The organism is Bacillus sp. FSL M7-1020, from assembly GCF_038050415.1.
GTDB lineage: Bacteria > Bacillota > Bacilli > Bacillales > Bacillaceae_G > Bacillus_A > Bacillus_A toyonensis.
Genome location: NZ_JBBOTW010000001.1, coordinates 1332750 through 1346404 on the forward strand (window position 1 = coordinate 1332750; position 13655 = coordinate 1346404).

The 13655-nt window shown below is 35.5% G+C and carries 12 protein-coding genes, 2 other RNA genes, 1 pseudogene and 1 riboswitch; of the genes and pseudogenes, 12 read left to right on the plus strand and 3 right to left on the minus strand.

All coding sequences use genetic code 11. The features are described from left to right. The first annotated feature begins 206 nt into the window (after positions 1 to 206). The gene (locus MHB70_RS06970; protein ID WP_053446511.1) at positions 207 to 3866 is read left to right on the plus strand and encodes a dynamin family protein; all 3660 of its coding nucleotides are present in this window, start codon (positions 207 to 209) and stop codon (positions 3864 to 3866) included. Between the two features lie 3 nt (positions 3867 to 3869). On the opposite strand, the gene MHB70_RS06975 is transcribed toward MHB70_RS06970, so the two are convergent. Further along, positions 3870 to 4124 (minus strand): DUF3931 domain-containing protein, encoded by a 255-nt coding sequence (locus MHB70_RS06975; RefSeq protein ID WP_000369740.1) that lies wholly within the window; start codon positions 4122 to 4124, stop codon positions 3870 to 3872. Positions 4125 to 4196: 72 nt separating this feature from the next. Here MHB70_RS06975 and MHB70_RS06980 point away from each other — a divergent pair, with 72 nt between their 5' ends. The 5 genes from MHB70_RS06980 to ssrS (MHB70_RS07000) all read left to right on the plus strand — a co-directional run bounded on the left by MHB70_RS06980 (position 4197) and on the right by ssrS (MHB70_RS07000) (position 6299). After that, positions 4197 to 4655 carry a GNAT family N-acetyltransferase gene (locus MHB70_RS06980; protein WP_000011413.1) on the plus strand — a complete coding sequence of 153 codons (459 nt, stop codon included), beginning with the start codon at positions 4197 to 4199 and terminating at the stop codon, positions 4653 to 4655. Positions 4656 to 4685: 30 nt separating this feature from the next. Continuing rightward, entirely contained in the window at positions 4686 to 4958 is a 273-nt protein-coding gene (locus tag MHB70_RS06985; RefSeq protein WP_000451820.1) for a YpbS family protein, read from the plus strand. Between the two features lie 2 nt (positions 4959 to 4960). After that, positions 4961 to 5794: a sulfurtransferase gene (locus tag MHB70_RS06990; RefSeq protein ID WP_000637578.1), complete on the plus strand. Its 834-nt coding sequence runs from the start codon at positions 4961 to 4963 to the stop codon at positions 5792 to 5794. A 116-nt stretch (positions 5795 to 5910) separates the two neighbouring features. Further along, positions 5911 to 6094, plus strand: a non-coding RNA gene (ssrS, locus tag MHB70_RS06995) — 6S RNA. A 21-nt stretch (positions 6095 to 6115) separates the two neighbouring features. After that, positions 6116 to 6299: non-coding RNA, 6S RNA (ssrS, locus tag MHB70_RS07000), on the plus strand. A gap of 53 nt (positions 6300 to 6352) precedes the next feature. Here the strand turns inward: ssrS (MHB70_RS07000) and MHB70_RS07005 are convergent. Together MHB70_RS07005 and MHB70_RS07010 are read right to left on the minus strand one after the other, a co-directional pair. Then, positions 6353 to 6802 carry a hypothetical protein gene (locus MHB70_RS07005; protein WP_001235522.1) on the minus strand — a complete coding sequence of 150 codons (450 nt, stop codon included), beginning with the start codon at positions 6800 to 6802 and terminating at the stop codon, positions 6353 to 6355. A 148-nt stretch (positions 6803 to 6950) separates the two neighbouring features. After that, a pseudogene (locus tag MHB70_RS07010) lies at positions 6951 to 8082 on the minus strand (RNA-guided endonuclease InsQ/TnpB family protein). A 753-nt stretch (positions 8083 to 8835) separates the two neighbouring features. Here MHB70_RS07010 and MHB70_RS07015 point away from each other — a divergent pair. The 6 genes from MHB70_RS07015 (at position 8836) to MHB70_RS07040 (ending at position 13635) form a co-directional block, all read left to right on the plus strand. Next, positions 8836 to 9147, plus strand: a complete 312-nt coding sequence (locus MHB70_RS07015) for a hypothetical protein (protein ID WP_000169030.1) — start codon at positions 8836 to 8838, stop codon at positions 9145 to 9147. Between the two features lie 3 nt (positions 9148 to 9150). Then, the gene (locus tag MHB70_RS07020) at positions 9151 to 10386 is read left to right on the plus strand and encodes a glutathionylspermidine synthase family protein (RefSeq protein ID WP_000084944.1); all 1236 of its coding nucleotides are present in this window, start codon (positions 9151 to 9153) and stop codon (positions 10384 to 10386) included. Then, on the plus strand, positions 10383 to 10769 hold the full coding sequence (locus MHB70_RS07025) for a DUF350 domain-containing protein (RefSeq protein WP_000606853.1): 387 nt from the start codon (positions 10383 to 10385) through the stop codon (positions 10767 to 10769). Before MHB70_RS07020 ends, MHB70_RS07025 begins: the two co-directional genes overlap by 4 nt. 161 nt (positions 10770 to 10930) lie before the next feature. Beyond that, positions 10931 to 11096: riboswitch (M-box (ykoK) riboswitch) on the plus strand. Between the two features lie 344 nt (positions 11097 to 11440). Further along, positions 11441 to 12166, plus strand: coding sequence for a P-type ATPase (locus MHB70_RS07030; protein ID WP_000967618.1), 726 nt, complete (start codon positions 11441 to 11443; stop codon positions 12164 to 12166). Between the two features lie 132 nt (positions 12167 to 12298). Continuing rightward, the gene (locus MHB70_RS07035) at positions 12299 to 13165 is read left to right on the plus strand and encodes a 5'-3' exonuclease (RefSeq protein WP_000757079.1); all 867 of its coding nucleotides are present in this window, start codon (positions 12299 to 12301) and stop codon (positions 13163 to 13165) included. A gap of 329 nt (positions 13166 to 13494) precedes the next feature. After that, a complete protein-coding gene (locus MHB70_RS07040) occupies positions 13495 to 13635 on the plus strand; it encodes an FbpB family small basic protein (RefSeq protein ID WP_001228051.1) in 141 nt (46 codons plus the stop codon). The last annotated feature ends 20 nt before the right edge of the window (positions 13636 to 13655 follow it).

A 13655-nucleotide genomic window follows, 5' to 3' on the forward strand; every position in this document is an offset into this window, starting at 1 on the left:
ACAGCAAAATGAATAAAATGACATAAAATCCCTTTCATTTTTAAAAAGAATGAAAGGGATTTTTTATTTTTAATGAGAATATGCTGAAAATTTAGTATGATAGTAAAGTGAAACTGTAATCAATGGGGAGATGCATCTCTCACTGATTAAGAGCTCGCAAATAGCGGGAAAAAGTATATACATCTTGGATAAAGGGGAACAAGGGGATGACAAACATAGTACAGACAAACGGTATGAAAAAACTTGTTTGTTTTTATGAAGAGTGGCAAAAACACGGCGATGCAGAGAATAGCTTAAAGTTGTTTGAAGTGATTCAAAAATATAAACAAGAGCAGCTTATGATAGCATTCTGCGGCCACTTTTCGGCAGGGAAATCAACGATGATGAATCATCTATATAAAGCGCAGTTGTTACCAACAAGTCCGATTCCGACAAGCGCTAACGTCGTCAAAATTGAAAAGGGATTAGATCGTGTTGTTGTAACGGTCAAATCTGGAGAACAGTACGAATATGACGGTGCATATTCAGCAGAAGAATTAAAACAGATTTGTAAAGATGGCGATGAGGTAATTGGTGTTCATATTTATCGAAATGATGCGCCAATTCCTGAGGGAGTTATGTTAGTTGATACACCAGGAATTGATTCGACAGATGATGCCCATCAACTAGCGACAGAATCGACACTTCATCTAGCAGACGTAATTTTTTATATGATGGATTATAATCACGTCCAATCGGAAGTGAATTTGCAATTTGTTAAAGAATTGAAACAACGTAATAAAACGGTTTATCTCGTTGTAAATCAAATAGATAAACATAAAGAAAATGAATTATCATTTGAGGATTATAAAGATAGTGTGAAACAATCGTTCTCTAACTGGGATATTGAAGTAGATGGAGTTTATTATACGTCATTACGAATGATGAACCATCAACATAATGAAATTGGAAGTTTAGAAACATTAATTACTTCTATTATGAAAGAAAAAGAGCAGTATGTAAGAGAGGGAATGGAGCGAGAAACAGAATATTTAATGGGAGAACATTTCTCGTTTATTGTTTCTGAAAATGAAAAAGCTCTTTTGACATATGAGGAAGAGTTAGCATCACCGCTTTCGATTTCAGAAATAGTTGAAAAGAAAGAAGAGCTAACGGAAACTAAACATCGCGAGGCTAGTAAAGAATCTCATGTGAGAAACGAATTTATAAAAGGTTTACAAGCTATATTAGATAACGCGTATTTAATGCCATTTGAAATGAGAGAATTGGCAAATGCATATTTAGAAACGAAATTAACAAAGTTTAAAGTTGGTTTGCTATTTGCGAAAGGAAAGACGGAGCAAGAAAAACAAAGACGTGTAGAGGCGTTTTATTCTGCCCTTCAAAAGACTGTTGAAACGCAACTTGATTTTCATGTGAAAGAATTTATTGTAGCCTTCTTAAAAGAAGAAGGATTGTTCACGGAGGAAATTGGGAAAGACATATATGCTTTAGAAATTGCTTTTGGACCAGAAATGTTAGCTGAAGTCATTAAACAAGGTGCAGGTTTCACAGGTGATTACTTACTTCTTTATACAGCGGATGTAGCGAATGAACTGAAGAAACGTTATTTTACAAAAGCACAGCAAATTTTTGATAAAAGTGCAGTCGTTTTAAAGCAAAAAGTGAAGGAAGCAGTTGCTCGTATGGAAGAAGAGATTGAAAAATATACGATGTTGCAAACGGCAAAAGAGACGGAATTACAATACAGTAACAGTTTAGAGACATATGAAAGTTATTTACAAAATGTTTGGCACGAGCGTGTTGCTACACCAGAAGGATTGCAAATAGAGGAGATATTGCAACGTGAAAAACAAATTGTTAGTGAGAAATTCACACTACAAGAGCAGGAAATTGTAAATGATAATGTAGCGGCTCATGAAGAAGAGATAAAAGGAACGGCAACTTTAAATATTCAGCGTATATTAGAGAAAGTGAAGAAAGCTGAAATGATATTAGAGCCATTGCCAGCGCTGAAACATGTACAGCAAGAGGTGATAGAAAAAAGGCGTCGCGTGGAAACGAAACAATTTACAGTAGCGTTATTCGGAGCTTTTAGTGCTGGGAAATCATCATTTGCCAATGCCTTACTTGGTGAGAAGGTACTTCCTGTATCACCAAATCCGACGACGGCAACGATTAATCAAATTTTGCCGGTTACAGAGGAAAAACCACACGGAACAGTAATGGTTCAATTCAAATCAAAGCAAGCTCTATTAGAAGATATGAAAGCTGTTTATAAGCTGTTTCATTATGAGATTACTACGTTAGATGAGGCGTTAGCACAAATTGATAAAGTTATGAAATATCCTTCACCGACTGGGAAGCAAAAAACAACATTTAGCTTTTTACGAGCGGTACAAAAAGGGTATGATGCAGTTTCTACTTATTTAGGAGAACAAGTACAAGTCACATTAGAAGAGTTCTCTGATTATGTAGCGAATGAAGAAAAATCATGCTTCGTTGAGTATATGGAGCTTTATTATGATTGTGCTTTAACAAGGCAGGGAGTAGCGCTTGTAGACACACCTGGAGCGGATTCTATTAATGCTCGCCATACTGATGTTGCATTCCAGTATATTAAAAACGCAGATGCTATTTTATTTGTAACATATTATAACCATGTATTCTCTCGTGCTGATCGTGAATTTTTAATTCAGCTTGGTCGTGTAAAGGATACTTTTGCTCTTGATAAAATGTTCTTCTTAATTAATGCGGCGGATTTAGCAGAGTCTGAAGAAGAACTTGAAATGGTAAAAGGTTATATCGCAGATCAGCTACTGCAATACGGTATTAGAAATCCGCGTTTATTTGCAATTTCAAGTTTATGTGCGCTTGAAGAGAAACAAGGAAAGAATGTTAAAAAAGAGAAGTATGGTATTTTACAAAACTCTGGAATTACTAAGTTTGAGGAATCATTTACGTCCTTTATGATGAGAGATTTAATGCTTGTTTCTGTGCATGCTCTATATGGTGCGTTGAAAGGGGCAGATCAGCTTTTAGTAAACATGATAAATGGTGCAAAGCAGGGGAATGAAGAGAAAGAGAAGCAAACGAAAAAATATGAAGCAGAGCGTGATCAACTACTTCATATCATTTCATCATATAGTGTACTTGCTGAAGAACAGGCGATGCAAAATGAAGTGAAAGAGTTGCTTTATTACGTGCAACAGCGTCTATTCCTACGTTATAACGATGTGTTTACTGAATTTATTAATCCGGCGTCACTTCGAACGGATGGAAATGTGAAAACACAATTGCAACAGTGTGTTATGGAATTAGTAGCATTTATTCAGCATGATTTATTACAAGAAATGCGTGCGACATCATTACGTCTTGAAAAATGGATAGACGAAGCGATGAAGCGTGCAAAGGACGAAATTGTAGTGAACTGTAAAGTAGAAAATCAATCAATTTCTATGAATGGAACAGTGGAGTATGAATATAAAGATATTACACATAAAGAACCGTTCCCTTCAGTTGAAATAAAAGATTTCAAAAAAGCACTGGCACATTTTAAAAATGAGAAAAGCTTTTTTGAAAAGAATGACAAAGCTTTTATGCAAGAAGACGCTAAATCTGTATTAGAACCGCTTGTATCAAACTATGTAGCCGATGAAAAAGATTTATTTGTTCATCATTATAAGCAAGAATGGGATATGAAGTGGAACTTATTCCAAAAATTGATGCAACAAGATGTGATGAACTATTATGAAAGTATATTGTTTGCATTGGCTGAAACGATCGATGTATTTCTATATGAACAAAGTAAAGAACAATTGCACAAGCAGTTAGTAGAGATTGAAAAAGAAATTTATGTTATATAGTCGTTATGAGAAAAAGATTCGTTCAATTTTCTTTTGCAGTACAGTATCTAAAGATTTGACAAATCCAGCAAATTCATCGGTAGAAATCATATGAGTAAGAACGAGTCGTCTGCCATCTGGTGTTTCACCGCATAAGACGAATGAAGAAAATTCGTATGTTTTATTTTCAACTACTAATTTTGGATAGGAATACGTGTCGCTTTTCTTCTTCTTTCCATCAATAGAGATGACGTTGCATTTTTTCTCATTGTTGTCCATGGTGAATCCCTCCTTTCTATTATTTATGGTAGACAAGGAGGGTTTAGAACAATAGAGATGGGGGGATTTTTTATGTCTTTTGTAATAGAACGTATTTTAAAAGAGGCTATACCGAAGTCTTTATTGCTACTTGCTGATCCAAGTGAACGGCAAATAGCTATATATGTACAAAGAGGGTTAACATACGTAGCAAAGCAAGGGGGCAGCGTCATCGGTGTGTATGTTCTTTTGGAAACAAGGCCGAAGACGATGGAAATCATGAATATTGCGGTTGCAGAGCATTTGCAAGGAAAAGGGATTGGGAAGAAGCTATTAAGGCATGCCGTAGAAACTGCTAAAGGATATGGTATGTCAAAACTTGAAATTGGTACAGGCAATTCTAGTGTTTCACAACTTGCTTTATATCAAAAATGTGGATTTCGTATTTTTTCTATTGATTTTGATTACTTTTCGAAGCATTATGAAGAAGAGATTATTGAAAATGGCATTGTATGCTGTGATATGATTCGGCTTGCAATGGAATTGAATTAGAACGTATAACTTATTTAGGGGGAAGAGAAGATGGAAGTACATAAAGCAATTACAGCACATTCTCGTAAACAAAATGAAAGTGTAAAAGCATGTTTACAATTAGATGCGCAGCGTGAAGCAGCTATTGAAGCAGCCGTATCTCTTGCGTCAAATGGGAAAGAATTTTCGGTTGATGTCATTAATGTTGTAACAAAGCAAATTAATGATCTTGCAAAAAATGGTGTTACCTTACAGCGTAAATATGTTACAGAAGAAATGGTTATGGAGTATGTAAGTCGTTTACAAGAGAAAGAAGGTCGTTAAAGATGATAGTTACAGTCGAATGGTTACGTGAGCATATAGAAGATGAGAACGTCCGTGTAATCGATTGTCGTTTTGATTTAGCGAATCCTAATTGGGGTAGAGAAAAGTATGAAGAAGAACATATTCCTCATGCGTTATATTTTGATTTGAATTTAGATTTATCAAGTCCTATAGCAGAACATGGTGGCCGCCATCCGTTGCCAAGCATTGAAGAGTTTGCGGACAAGCTTTCGGAGGTTGGTATTGATGAACATACGACAGTAATTGCGTATGACAGTCAAGCTGGTGCAAATGCTGCTCGTTTATGGTGGCTATGTAACTATGTAGGACATGAGAAAGTATATATATTAGATGGTGGTTTCCCGGTTTGGAAAGAGAATGGACTACTGACAACAACGGAAATTCCTGTTGTTATACGAAAAACATTCAAAACAAACATACAAGATCATATGCTTGTATCGATGGAAACAGTAAGAGAGAATATCCAGGCAGGTGCAGATGTTACGTTAATTGATTCAAGAGAGCCGAAACGTTATGCTGGTGTAGAGGAACTTGTCGATCATAAAGCAGGACATATTCCGACAGCAGCAAACTATTTTTGGAAGGATGGAATGTTGCAATCAGGACAATTTAAGAATGAAGCTGAGCAACAAGAACGATTCCAAAATCTGTCGAAAGATAAGGAAACCATTGTATATTGTGGTTCTGGTGTTACGGCATGTCCAAATATCATTACGTTAAAATTGGCTGGATTCCAAAATGTTAAATTGTATGCAGGTAGCTGGAGTGATTGGATTTCTTATCCAGAAAATCAAATTGCAAAAGAAGAAGATTAATCACTTGCATGCAAAAATAATTTGTATTAAAATAAGGTCACAAGCAAGAGGTTGCTCGAAAAACTTTGTATTTTACACATTGGAAACAATGTGATAATATAACGACAAGTAAATAATACATCCTGCGGTGTACGTAACTTATTTATGTCTAAAACCGATGTTAGTTATACGGAAGCTCAATATTTAGCGACCATCATCAAGCCTTCCTTGTGGAGGAAGATGTACGGTAACTGTGAGGGCATCCACCTGCGAGTAGCGGGTTTTTGGACATTTACGAGGAGCGGCACGTGCGGGGGGTCTTATTTCAACTAACCTTATATAAAATTCCTACGGTGTACGTAGCTTATGCATGTCTTAAACCAATAAGTTTAATATGGAAGTTTAATATTTAAATGTAGCTAACATGCCATCTTTTTAAGAAGGAAGTTACAAACATTTGTGAGAGCATCCACCTGTGAGAGCAGGTTTATGGACATCTAGAGAGAACGGCATATGTGGGGCTATATAAAAACCTTACGTTTTATACGTAAGGTTTTTTGTTGCATAGATATATCAATATTATCTTGATTCACCTGTGAAGTTTCCGTAATAAATGTAGCACTTTCTGTCTTCATCAATCTCTCTTGAATCCAAGGAGAATTCCATAGACATGCCGTCTCGCTGAATATATATAATATCTGAATGAAGAGATGGTAAAATTTCTTCGTAGTTCCATACATCTTGACTATCTACTAAGCTTGAACTCGTTTCACTTAGTTCTCTAATTTCAAAACCGATGTGGGAGTATGTAGGGTCTGAAGGGTCATTGGCGAAAACTTCTTTTTGAATATAAATAACTGCTGTTCCGTCTGGATCAACCGAAGTTGCAGTAACGACATAAGTATTTTTCTCTTTAATAAAATATTCACAAGTCATGCGTGCGATAATTTCAGAATTAGAAATATTGGCGTAGTTCCATAAAGCAGGATACCCCTTCGTTTCATCATTAAGTCGATATTCTAAGCGCATTTTATCCGATACGATAAACTTAACTAAATCTATATAATTCAATCAAATTTACACAAGTTAGTGCTTCATCGTGTTCTCGCAACCCCGAAGGGACGAGGGGTGTAACACTCCACACGAGGCAGTATCGTTACCTCCTATTATCAAGCATTTATTTTACCCATCTTGATAAATTTATCGCAGCATTTACATCCCTATCATGATGGCTATTGCACCTAACACAACGCCACTCACGAATCTTTAAACTCCACTGTCCTTCTGATTGAACTGAATGGTCGTATTTAACTCCGCAACATGAGCAAATCTTGCTTGAAGCGAACCATTTATCAGCTTTTACATACTCAATGCCATACTTCTCGCACTTGTATGACAAACATTGAAAGAAGAAGTTTAATTTTTGAAAGGAAAGTGCCTTCGATAGTTTTTTGTTTTTTAACAGGTTTGAGATAGATAAGTCTTCCACAACAATCCTCATTGGTTTGGTTTTCACCAATGTAGCTGTTGCTTGATGGATATGGTTATTTCGGATATTCGTAATTTTCCTAGATAACCGCAGGTGCTCAGCTTTCGCTTTTTCATATCCGGCAGACTGAATTTTTACACCATTTTTAAATCTCCTAGACATATCTCTTTGTGCTGACTTTTTCCTTTTCAAAAGTTTTTTAACCTTAGCATCTTTGTTTATATTTCGTTCTTTCATACCATTAGAAGCTACAAAAAGCTCTTTTAAACCAACATCCACACCAATCGACTCATCGGTTAGTTCTTGGAATTCAAAGGATTCTTCAAACCCTACACTAATCCACCAGTGACGACCATCAAAGGTAACTCTTGGATTTGATGTTTTTTTGTTCCTTGGTAGTTGTTGGCTTGTTTTCACTTCTCCAATAGACTGAATATGAACTACTTTTTTTCCTATAATCAGTCTTTCATAATTGGCATAAAATCCCTGGGTTAAATCTTTTTTAGATTTATAAGAAGTGTGAAAACCATTTTTGTACTTTTTGAACGAATTTTTCCTCGCCGTATCAAAATCTTTTGAAGCCTGTTTAGGAACTTGTGCGTTGATGTCATTTAACCACTCATATCTCTTTCGCTTCTTGATCTTTGTAAATCGTTTCTGTAAAGCTAACTGTGAAACAGATTTTCCAAATAGCTTATAGTATCTATCACTCATTCTTTTACAATAGTTATAAGCGAATCTTGCAGCGCCAGCATGGGTTTCTAAGCACTTTTTCTTGTTCAGGCGTTGGAATTAGTCTGACTTTCTTCGCCAATATCATCAGAAGCCTACTCCTTTACTGTGCGATTATTCGGACACTCACCTTTTAGATAATGAAAGATGGATTCCTCTGAATAGTAGCGTGTTCCACCAGCATTCTCGTAAGACTACTCGGATGCAAACCTGTTAATTCTGATACTTGACTAACTCGTAAAAATTTCATTATTATTCAAACCTTATTGAACCTACAATAGAACGTATGTTCGATATATTCAATGAGGTTTGATAGATTTAATTAAATTTATCTCGTTCAACTAAGGGCGCAATTCCTTAGCCAGTTCTCTTATGAACTTCTCATGTTTTCACATGAGCGCAGACTATATGTTTATCTCTTTAGAGATAGAGGATTTTTCCAGCACCATAGGCTTGTGATGTACTCTCGTCAGTTATACGAGATAGTCGTTGAACGTTCATCTTATCACTTTTGACTTAGATGATTCGAGGCGGAAGACCCATTGTTCTAATGTTTAGGATTTAACCTTGCATCATCTGATTGATTTTTTCTGCTTTCGCGACATTCACGCTCGCTATTTCTAGCCACGTTGTAGTTCAATCAGCTTTAGGGATTGCCCGCAGTTAACCCTCACTACTAGCCAATCACTTGACTAGCAGGGCTTACTGATATATTTAATTAACATTGGTTATAATCGGTTAAATAAATCGTAACAGTTAGTTACCCTCTTCTTCCTTTTTCTTCTACTTTATCATGCCATCCTATATAATAGGAATAGAATTTAAAAAGGGGAGTGCGAAGGTGACAAAAACGAAATGGCTAGTAGGTGGTGTCGTAACGTCTTTAATGACTGGCACTTTATTTGGTTGCGCACAAGATCTTCCCCCAAAACCGAATGATAATAGTTGTTCTGATTGGGATTGGGATGATGAACTTGGGGTATGGCAGTGTGATGATAGTAGTTCAGGTTATCGTGGGCATTATTTCTATGGTGGGCGATACTATCAAAATAAATCCACTTTTAAAAATTCATCGGCGTTTAAATCGTATCAATCGTCTGCTGAATTTAAAGGTGGAATTGGAAGCGGTTCAAAGGGAGGATTTGGAGGCTAAAATATGTCGCAATACATAAGGGATCGAAAAGAATTTTATTTAAAATATCCGAATTTTTGGTCGGATTTATATGAATGTGAATATAGTTTGTTTCATGTTTTTTCTATAACAAATCAGACTTTGGAACAATTACACTTAGCGACTGAACGAATGGGTAAAATATTTTTTAAGACTGCTAGACTTTTGCGAAATTTAAGTGACGAACAGCTTCTTGAGCTTGGTTTTCCTCCTGCGAGCTTATCATTCATTAGAATGATAGGATTATATCCTGAATCTGTTATTTCACGATTTGATTTCGTTATAACGGTTGATAACCAAATTAAAATGCTTGAGTTTAATAGTGATACACCAACTTTTATTATGGAATGCTTTCAAATGAATGGAAAAGTTTGTGAAAACCTAGGTTATGATGATCCAAACTCGGATCAAGAACGATTACTATCTTCTGGTGTTACGAAAGCTGTAATGGAAGCGACAAAGGGATTAGACAATCCAAATGTTGTTTTTACAGCACATCATGAACATATTGAGGATTGGAATACGACTATGTATTTAAGTCAGTTATGCCATGTTGAAAATAAAGTAGTGCCAATGTCAGAACTTAGAATTACGAAAGATGCTCTAGTTGATAAAGATGGGGCGAAGATTGATGTTTTATATCGCCAAACGTATCCGATAGAAGATTTAATTGAGGATCAAGATCCTGAAACAGGAGATTTGGTAGGTGTGGAACTGCTGCAACTTGTAAAAGACGGAAATCTCTTTATTATAAATCCTTTGTCTGCCTTTTTACTTCAGCCAAAATCAATTCAGTGTCTTATTTGGGGATTAGCAGAAGAAGGGGCTTTTTATACAAATGAGGAACAACAGTGGGTTAAAGAATATATGCTACCTACATATTTAGAACCAGATTTATTTTTAGGAAAAGGTTCTTTCGTTCAAAAACCTTCGTTTGGTAGGGAAGGTGACACAATTACAATTCGCGATAAAGACACGAATATTATGATTCGAAATGCACATGAAACATATAAAACGTCATTGCCGATATTTCAAAAGTATATAGAGCTTCCAGTTGTATGTTTGGAAACTGAAAAAGGAGTGGAGAAACTATCGTATGTGTTTGGGGCGTTTTTAATCGCTGGAAAAGCGAGCAGTATCGGTATACGTGCTGGGGAAAAGATTACAGGAAATGAATCTTATTATTTACCAGTAGGTATTACGAAGGGGGAAAATAAATGATTAATTTTTTACTATATTTAGCAGTATCACTCGTACTTTTATGTATAGGTTTGTTCCTTATGGAAGTGACAACGAAAGTGAAAGAATTTAAGTTAATGGCTCAGGGTAACAAAGCGGTCAGTTATGTACTTGGAGGAAGGGTACTCGGGCTAGCTATCGTTTTATATTCAACGGCCGCTAATTCCATTTCACTTTTGGATATGGTTTCGTGGGGAGCGGTTGGTATTTTGGCCCAAATTATTGTTTATTATTTAGCTGAGTGGCTTACACCACGCTTTAATATAAATAAAAGCCTTGAAGAAGATAATCAAGCAGTCGGCCTGTTTCTTATGTTTTTATCACTTTCAATTGGTATTGTAATTGCTGGTTGTGTAACTTACTAAAAACTTACGTTTTATACGTAAGTTTTTTTCGTTCGCTAACTTGTACTATATATGAGAAAATAGGCTAACAACAGAGAGGGCTTTTCTGTAATAAGGAAAAGTTTCCATACAAAGTGTTGACATCTATTTTAAATAAGAGTAACATTTTCTATGTAATTAAAATAAGTCTCTGTTAGGTGAGGCTCCTGTATAGAGAAATGCTACTGCCCAAAAATGTCGAGAGACGCCAATGGGTCAACAGGAATGATCGAATTAAGGTTTTTCTTAACGTAGCTGGTAATGAACCTATGCTATACAGTGCTAAAACTCGGCGAGGGAGAGGTCCGTAGATTTCTAATTATATTAGGAATCGTTTATTTGTGTATGCAATGACCTTTGCTCTCTTATGAGTAAGGGTCTTTTTTGTTACCAATCTATGAGTCATTTCATAATATAAACTATAAAAATAAACGAGGAGGTGAGGAGCATGTCAAATTCTGACTCGGTTCCGTTACCCATATACTTCAAATCAAAAATATATGATGTAGGCAGGAAACGACTTGTTCCTCCCTCTATATTTATCATAATGTAGCGTTTATATACATAATTAAGCGCTAGACACTTTCACGGTAAAGTGGATAAATTGAGAAACAAAGCGTTTCTTCCTATGTTGTAAAGGAGGAGACGATAATATGTTATATGTAAACAAAACTGTGGGTAACACGTCATATAAACAAAGTAAAAAATCAATGAAAGAACAAACAATGCTTCAAAAAAATAAAGATTTATTAATTGAAATTGCAACAAGAGATGTAAAATCTGTATTTGCGTATTTTAAAACAACAAGAGACGGATTATCTATGAAAGAGGCGCAAAAACGTATTCAAGTATACGGTCGAAATGAATTGACTTCAAAAAGAGCGCGTATTGCAGAAGTAATAATGAAGTTAAGTGGAATGATTCCAGGTTTTTCAAAACAACATGTGCGTGATCAATTGCAATGTGAAACAATTACTGTGTCTAGAGTAGAATGTGCTAGTAGTACAGGGCTAAATAACGAACTGAAAATGATGAAGTTACCAGTACAAGAACTTGTACCAGGAGATATGATTTTTCTTTCAGAAGGTGATATAGTACCGGCAGATGTACGTATCATTTATGCAAATGATTTATTGGTAAATGAATCTGTGTTGACAGGGAACGATGCAAATGTTGAGAAATTTGAAAGTTGCTACCACCTTGAACGTAAAAGATTTATTCCATTAAAACGGATGAAAGACTATAATCCACTTGAACTTGAAAATGTATGTTTTAAAGGTACTAATATTATTGGTGGAAATGCAAAGGCTGTAGTTGTTTCAACAGGTAAAAATACGTATTCAGGAATACTTCATACTTGTTGCAGTAGAACGTCTTAATGTGTTAATGATGCTAAATATATAAAAACAATGTATAATAGACAAAGTTGAAAAAACGTAGAATGGTAATCTATTTATATAACCTTACGTGATAACGTGAGGTTATTATTTTTTGTTAGTAGGAGAGGAATTATGAAAAAAGTATTATTAGTTGATGGTATGGCACTATTATTTCGTGCTTTTTACGCAACAAGTGTCTACGGACAATTTATGAAACGACAAGATGGTACCCCGACGAACGGGATTCATGGTTATATGAAGCATTTATTAACAGCAACACAAGCAATCGAACCAACGCACATTGTAACGTGCTGGGATATGGGAAGTACGACATTTAGAACGGAATCTTTCTCGAATTATAAAGCAAATCGTGCAGCACCGCCAGAAGAATTAATTCCGCAATTTGATTTAGTGCAAGAAATGACTGCGAAATTATCTATGCCTGTAATAGGCATGAAAGGTTATGAAGCGGATGATTGTATTGGTACGCTTGCAAAACAATATTGCAATGAAGCAGAAGTTTATGTTTTGACAGGTGATACAGATTTACTTCAACTTGTTGATACGAATGTTACAGTTATGCTTCTTCGTAAAGGAATTGGAAATTACGAGTATTACACACCGGAAAAAATCATGGAAGAGAAAGGTGTAGAACCTTGGCAAATTGTCCATGCGAAAGCTTTCATGGGAGATACGAGTGATAACTATCCAGGCGTAAAAGGTATTGGTGAAAAAACAGCGTATAAGCTTATTCAAGAATACGGCACAGTATCGGCAGTACTAGAAAATATAGCATCATTAACGAAAGCGCAGCGTACAAAAATTGAAAGTGATTTAGAGAATTTAAATATCTCTTTACAATTAGCGCAAATTCATTGTGAAGTTCCAATTTCATGTTCGTTAGAAGAAGGGTTACACACAATGGACGAAGAAAAACTACGCTTTGTATGTAACGAAATGAATTGGGGAAGACCTGAAATATTAATAAACATGTTATAAATACTAGAAAGACCGATTTAGAATGAATCGGTCTTTCTTTTTTTGTTCACAAAGTTGTCAGAAAATAAACGGAATTTTCATGTGAAGTTCAAATGGATTTCACAACAATCAATTATTATAAGTCTACACAGATAAATCCTTATCCCGCATTAACGGGCGGTGGGAATTCTATATCAATATTATCGCTGAATAAAGAGTGATGATGGAAGAGTAACTCCCTGTAAAGGCCCGATTGATGTAGGCTAATAATTAGTGAGGGTACATCCTTTCATTGATTAAAGTTTCAAGTTATCTTTTATATAAACCATCCCCCAAGGAGGAAAATAAACATGCGAAAAAAAGTGAGAAAATCCTTTAAACAATTATTAATAGAAAATAAACAATCCCTACTAACTAATAAAGAGAATATGAAAGAAATTGAAGAACGGATTGAGAAACGACATGTAGCATATAGTGCTGCTAGCAATTGATAATTTTGTTTATGAAAAAA

What these genes read in the sequence shown, in the direction of transcription:
- MHB70_RS06990 (WP_000637578.1), top strand. Translation starts at nt 4,961, where the DNA reads ATGATAGTTACAGTCGAATGGTTACGTGAGCATATAGAAGATGAGAAC.
- MHB70_RS07020 (WP_000084944.1), top strand. Translation starts at nt 9,151, where the DNA reads ATGTCGCAATACATAAGGGATCGAAAAGAATTTTATTTAAAATATCCG.
- MHB70_RS07035 (WP_000757079.1), top strand. Translation starts at nt 12,299, where the DNA reads ATGAAAAAAGTATTATTAGTTGATGGTATGGCACTATTATTTCGTGCT.
- MHB70_RS06975 (WP_000369740.1), bottom strand. Translation starts at nt 4,124, where the DNA reads ATGGACAACAATGAGAAAAAATGCAACGTCATCTCTATTGATGGAAAG.
- MHB70_RS06970 (WP_053446511.1), top strand. Translation starts at nt 207, where the DNA reads ATGACAAACATAGTACAGACAAACGGTATGAAAAAACTTGTTTGTTTT.
- MHB70_RS07040 (WP_001228051.1), top strand. Translation starts at nt 13,495, where the DNA reads ATGCGAAAAAAAGTGAGAAAATCCTTTAAACAATTATTAATAGAAAAT.
- MHB70_RS07005 (WP_001235522.1), bottom strand. Translation starts at nt 6,802, where the DNA reads ATGCGCTTAGAATATCGACTTAATGATGAAACGAAGGGGTATCCTGCT.
- MHB70_RS06980 (WP_000011413.1), top strand. Translation starts at nt 4,197, where the DNA reads ATGTCTTTTGTAATAGAACGTATTTTAAAAGAGGCTATACCGAAGTCT.
- MHB70_RS06985 (WP_000451820.1), top strand. Translation starts at nt 4,686, where the DNA reads ATGGAAGTACATAAAGCAATTACAGCACATTCTCGTAAACAAAATGAA.
- MHB70_RS07030 (WP_000967618.1), top strand. Translation starts at nt 11,441, where the DNA reads ATGTTATATGTAAACAAAACTGTGGGTAACACGTCATATAAACAAAGT.
- MHB70_RS07025 (WP_000606853.1), top strand. Translation starts at nt 10,383, where the DNA reads ATGATTAATTTTTTACTATATTTAGCAGTATCACTCGTACTTTTATGT.